This is a genomic window from Bacteroidota bacterium (assembly GCA_018698135.1).
GTDB lineage: Bacteria > Bacteroidota > Bacteroidia > CAILMK01 > JAAYUY01 > JABINZ01.
Genome location: JABINZ010000029.1, coordinates 1 through 5,485, shown reverse-complemented (window position 1 = coordinate 5,485; position 5,485 = coordinate 1). Strand labels below are relative to the sequence as shown.

The following is a 5,485-nucleotide window of genomic DNA, read 5'->3' as shown; positions in this document are numbered from 1 at the left end:
CTTAAGAAATGGGATGGAATTTTAATAAGAAAAGAATTGTAATAACTCAGTTTGTTATCTGATTCGCAGGCGTTTTCTTATTCACTGAATTGTACTGTTTATTTTTAAAAAAAATGGACAATTATCAATTGTCTGATATAAAAAAATAGTGTTGCTAAGTCAGCGAGAATAATTCGCTCTACTAAACTTTCAGTATCCGTTACTAAACGAACAAGGTAAACACCTTTAGCTAAGTTATCAGCCTGGAATTGCCTCTCACGACTTCAATATCACCAAATACATCTCCCTGAAGAATGGCTGTTGCACTTTTCTCTACTTTTACAGAAACATAATCAGCTATAAGTCAATCGCAAAAGAATTTGATATTAAGAGAACTAAAAGGCAATGATTAACAATACACAAGCCTAAAATTGTAAATTAAATCGGTTTTGCAGTCACATATTGTACAGCCCCAAGAAAAGTGGATTTATCTGTTATCTCGAACCCAGCAGATGCTAAGTAAGTACTTAATCCCATTTTTACAAATGGTTTGTAGTTTGGTGTTTCATAAATCTGGGCAATTAGATATAGAATTCTAGATCCAAAACTGGATAAGTCGTTATAGTCGACAATAAAAATAAATCCATTCTGACTAATAACTCTTTTTGCTTCAAGTATTATTTTTAGACCAATATCATATGGCACATCATGCATTGCAAATGAAATTGTTGCTGCATCATATTCATTGTCTTTGTAATTTAATTTAGTCCCATCACCATGGTTGAATTTTAACTGTAGTTGTGATGTGATTTTCTTTTTTGCTTTGTCCAGCATTTTTCTGTCCAGATCAATTCCTGTCACACTGTGTTTCAATTTTGCTAATGCAAAAGCATGAGCTCCTGTACCAGTGGCAATATCAAGTATATTTAATTTCTTAACGCCCATCTTTTGTGCAGCCTTATTCCTGATTTTTGTCATAAATCTACTTGCAAATTCATAGATGTTTGGATGTTTTCCAAACCAACCCTCATTGTAATATTTTGTCATAATTTGGTTTTAGGGTGATTGATTGTTGTAAGCTTGATAAATATTGCTTAACACTTAACTGGAATAGTATCAAAACTATTTCGTTTCGAATATTCATTGACCTGATACATAAAGGCCTGAAATCTTGTTTCAGAAGCAGTATCTTCTTGGCCATCGTAGGCAAAGTTTTCCCATGGCAGCCCATTATTACTTTTCCTGAATACATCAGAAACGGAAGTATTCAGAGTTCCTGGCATACAGGTAAAAGGTAAAATATTGACAATCCCTGAAACATATTTTTTCGATAAAATTGATGCCGTTCCCAAGGCCATAGGAGGATCACCATCATAATCCTGATGAATGTACTGGTTACTGTGTTCCAGCATATCTTTGACAGCAATTTCTTCTTCCATGGGAAAGTGTTTTGAAACTGCGTTAACCAATTGCGATTCAAAATGATGCTGAAAAAAAGCCTGCATTTTAGACTTTAACATACCTTTTCTGTCTTTTTTCCATCTGCTGTCTCTGGTATATCGATAGGTTGAATAGTCAAGCCATTCCCCAAATGGTGCCATCAGCGTTTCAGCTCCTAATTTTTCAAGTCTATCTACTAAAAAACTACTGCAAAAGGGATTGTCTCTCATGAAAATCTCACCAACTATAGCTACAACTGGTTTTCTCTTTCCATTTGCAAAGGGAATATTCTTAAACTTGATGGCAGAATCCTGCATTACAGTTATCAGATTTTTCCCACCATGTTCTAAGGATTCAACCACCTTGTTGCGACATTCCAGATAAACTTCATTTGTTTGACCTGCAACAGTTTCATAGGGTCTTTTTTGTTGTTGCATTTTTCTGAGCAAATCAATGGCGATAATCCCCCTATAGGCCATCATCCTCCATTTTGTTGAATGACCGGGTGCAACGCTGGCATAGGAATCATCATTACTAGGCTGAAGAATTTCAACATCATTAAAGCCAAGTTTGTTGAAAATAATCCGTTGAAGCCTGTTGTAATGCCCAAATCGGCATGGGCCATTATGATCAGGCATAAAAAAGGCTACTTTTTTTGGATCTACTCCAGGTTCCATAAGTTTTCGAATAATACTTCCGGTTGTTGCAATCATTGGAAAACATTCTTGTCCATTGGTATGTTTTCTTCCAATTTCAAGATCTTCTTCATTCTGCATGGGAAGTACTTCGGCTTTGATTCCTACACTTTTGCAGGCTGCTGGGAAAGCATAAACAACATCCCGACCATATGGGAAATAAAGTGTTCTGCCTGTTAAATCTGGTGAAGGATTTTGTGTATGGTCATTTACTTCAAGCGTTTTTTTATTGCTTTTAAAAGCTCCTTCAAGACTATCAACGAAAGCTTCTATCCGTGTAATCATTCCAGCATCAGCGCTATGTTCGTCAACTTCAAGCAGGAGGTAGGGCTTCTTGTTTATTTCTTTTTTTACATAATGCTGAATAAAGGTGTCGGGTCCACATCTGAAATTACCCAGATAGATAGCATTTAAATGTTCAGACTTGTTAATTATTCGAGCTGCCGATAAGATTTTTCTTCCATTGGGCCAATACATGTTTGGATAGGTGTCGAAAATATTTTCATCCTGCCAGGGAAGAAAATCCAGGGGTATTGGAATAATATCCATTCCTATAAGTTTTTCAACGAGACTCAGGTTTTGCATAGGATCGCCTGTGTTATAGGGTCTTCCCAGAATAACAAAACTCATTTTATCTTTTGGTAAATTCGCAAGCACTTCTTTTCCCCGATCGGTAACAGATTTTTCGAATGCCTGCTGCATAGAATTCGCAATTGCAATGGCCTCTTTTGTTTTGGTCTTGGAGAATCCAAACGTATCTTTCATAAATTTGGTTAACTCCTGATGAAATGCAGTTGTAAAATACTTGAAATGCAAAGTAGGAATTAGCAATTTATCTACATCTTTATGTTTATTTAAAGCGGCCTTGACCATAAATGGATGTGATTGTATCCATGGACAATTTGCAGTGCTTGTTTTATTGTCTTCTTCTGCCACATTATTGACCACAAACGGTAAAAATATGTGGTCTACCTTCTTTTCCAATAAATTATCAACATGACCATGAATAAGTTCAACCGGAAGACAGGTTTCTGCCGTCATCATTTCAATGGAATTTGTCAGGGTATTTTTATCAGATTCATCCGAAAGAATAACATCAAAGCCGAGCTGTTCAAAGAAGCTTCTCCAGAAAGGAAACTGTGAATAAAATAAGGATAAGCCTCGAGGGATACCTATGGTTGTATTTGTTGGTTTTACTTTAGGATTATAGTTATTGAGTAATAGTTGTAATCTTTCTTCAAAAAGATTGGGAATATCAATTCCTTTTCCTTTACGCTCTTCAATTTCATATATATCGCAGATCCCTCCATAGAATAGTGGTTTTTCACCTTTAATTTTCACTCGTCTGATTTCACAATTATTTGAGCACTTTTGACAAATAAATTTATCGGTTGCATAAGGAACTTTGCTGACTTCAAATCCTTTGAATTTTGTTTTTTGCCCATTTTTCATTTTGTCTCGAGCTAGAATAGCGGCTCCAATGGCTCCTGTCACATCAAAATGAGGAGGGATATTGATTTTTTTTCCAATAATTTTTTCAAAAGCTGCAACAACTGCTTTATTATTCGTAACACCTCCCTGAAAGAATATATGATCTCCGATTGGTTTATCGCGAACAACCCGGTTTAAGTAATTTTGAACTGTACTATATGCAAGTCCGGCTATGAGATTTTCTTTTTGATCTCCTTTGTGTAATAATGAATTCAAATCACTCTCCATAAAAACAGTGCATCTTTCACCTAGCTTTGATGGACGTTGACTTTCAAATCCGAGCTTTTCAAACTCTTCCTTAATACTAATATCCAGCTTTTCAGCTTGTTCTTCAAGGAAAGATCCTGTGCCTGCAGCACATACTTTATTCATTTCAAAATCGGTTATCACTCCATTTTCAATGTGGATGTATTTCGAATCCTGTCCGCCAATTTCAAATATGGTATCAACTTCTGGACAATATGCAATAGTTGCAGTAGCTTGTGCTGTAATTTCATTTTGGATAGTATCAGCGCCAATAAAATCACCTGTTAAATAACGACCCGAACCAGTGCTTCCTGCAGCAATAACTTTGACCTTATGTCCGATTTCACTACTAATTTCAGATAAAGCTTTTTGGATAGCATTTAGTGGTTTACTAGCAGTGGGGAGGTATCTGCGTGCTACTACATTATTTTTTTGATCGATTAGCACAACATTGGTACTCAATGAACCAACATCTACTCCTAAATAAACATGTATAGGTTCCTTTTCTAAACGTATATCTCGAATTTGTTTGTTTAAACTATAGGATCGATTTTGAAGTGGTTTTAGATTTGAATTTCCACTTTGATTATTGGTTTGCAAATAATTCTTTAATACTTCAATACCCTTGAAAGGGATGTATTCATTTGGATTTTTTTGATGATAAATGACAGCACCAATAGCTCCCATTGATGCGTGGTATTTAGGAACAGTAAAGCTTTCTTCATCCAAATTATAGATTTCACGAAAAGCGCGAACCATACCAAGATTAGCTGCCACTCCTCCCTGAAACAGGACAGGGCTGATTATTTTTTTTCCTCGGCCAAGGGTGCTTTTGAAATTGCGGGCTACAGCAAAACACAATCCAGCAACAATATCATGAACGGGTGTGGCAATTTGTTGCAAATGGATCATGTCGCTTTTTGCAAATACACTGCAACGACCAGCAATTCGTGGAGGAGTTTCTGACATCATGCACAATTCACCGAATTCTTGATCGATATTAACCCCAATCCGTTTAGCTTGCTGGTCTAGGAAAGAGCCTGTTCCTGCCGCACATAGACTATTCATTGCAAAATCAGAAAGGTAAGACTGCCCTTTTGAATTGCCATTTTGCAGAAAAATAAGTTTAGAATCTTCACCACCCATTTCGATAATGGTTTTAACTTTTGGATGGAGTACCGAAACTGCAGTTGATTGAGCAATAATTTCATTAATGGCTCTGCCTCCAAGGATTTCTACAGCCTTTTTTGCACCAGATCCTGTAAAGCATATATGCTTTAAGTTTTCTTCACCAAATTTAGCAAATACTGTTTTAAGCCTTTTCTGCAAAATTTGAAAAGGTTGTCCGTGAATGTAGTCGTAATATTCCGCAATTATATGATTATCAGTGCAACAAATTACAGTATTCACGGATATCGAGCCAATATCAATTCCAATAAAATAGTTCATGTGAATAGCTAGTAAGGCATAACTAATTTAAACATAAATAATTAAAAATCAGCAGGCTACTGATTAATAATAGTTTAAAACATTCTATTTCTCTTTTTATGATTATTTATCTAGGTTTTCCCAATTGATGGTGAAATATTTATTTTCTTCTCAATTATGAATGATTAATATCATCCTATTTAATT

The 5,485-nt window shown here is 35.6% G+C and carries 2 protein-coding genes; both read right to left on the bottom strand.

Annotated features, from left to right (window positions below; all coding sequences use genetic code 11):
* Nucleotides 1-417 precede the first annotated feature (417 nt).
* Entirely contained in the window at nt 418-1,026 is a 609-nt protein-coding gene (locus tag HOG71_02255; GenBank protein ID MBT5989651.1) for a class I SAM-dependent methyltransferase, read from the bottom strand.
* 47 nt (nt 1,027-1,073) lie between these two features.
* Nucleotides 1,074-5,300, bottom strand: a complete 4,227-nt coding sequence (locus HOG71_02250) for a CoA activase (protein MBT5989650.1) — start codon at nt 5,298-5,300, stop codon at nt 1,074-1,076.
* Nucleotides 5,301-5,485: the final 185 nt, after the last annotated feature.

Coding starts and splice junctions, on each gene's coding strand:
- HOG71_02255 (MBT5989651.1), bottom strand. CDS start 1,026: ATGACAAAATATTACAATGAGGGTTGGTTTGGAAAACATCCAAACATC.
- HOG71_02250 (MBT5989650.1), bottom strand. CDS start 5,300: ATGAACTATTTTATTGGAATTGATATTGGCTCGATATCCGTGAATACT.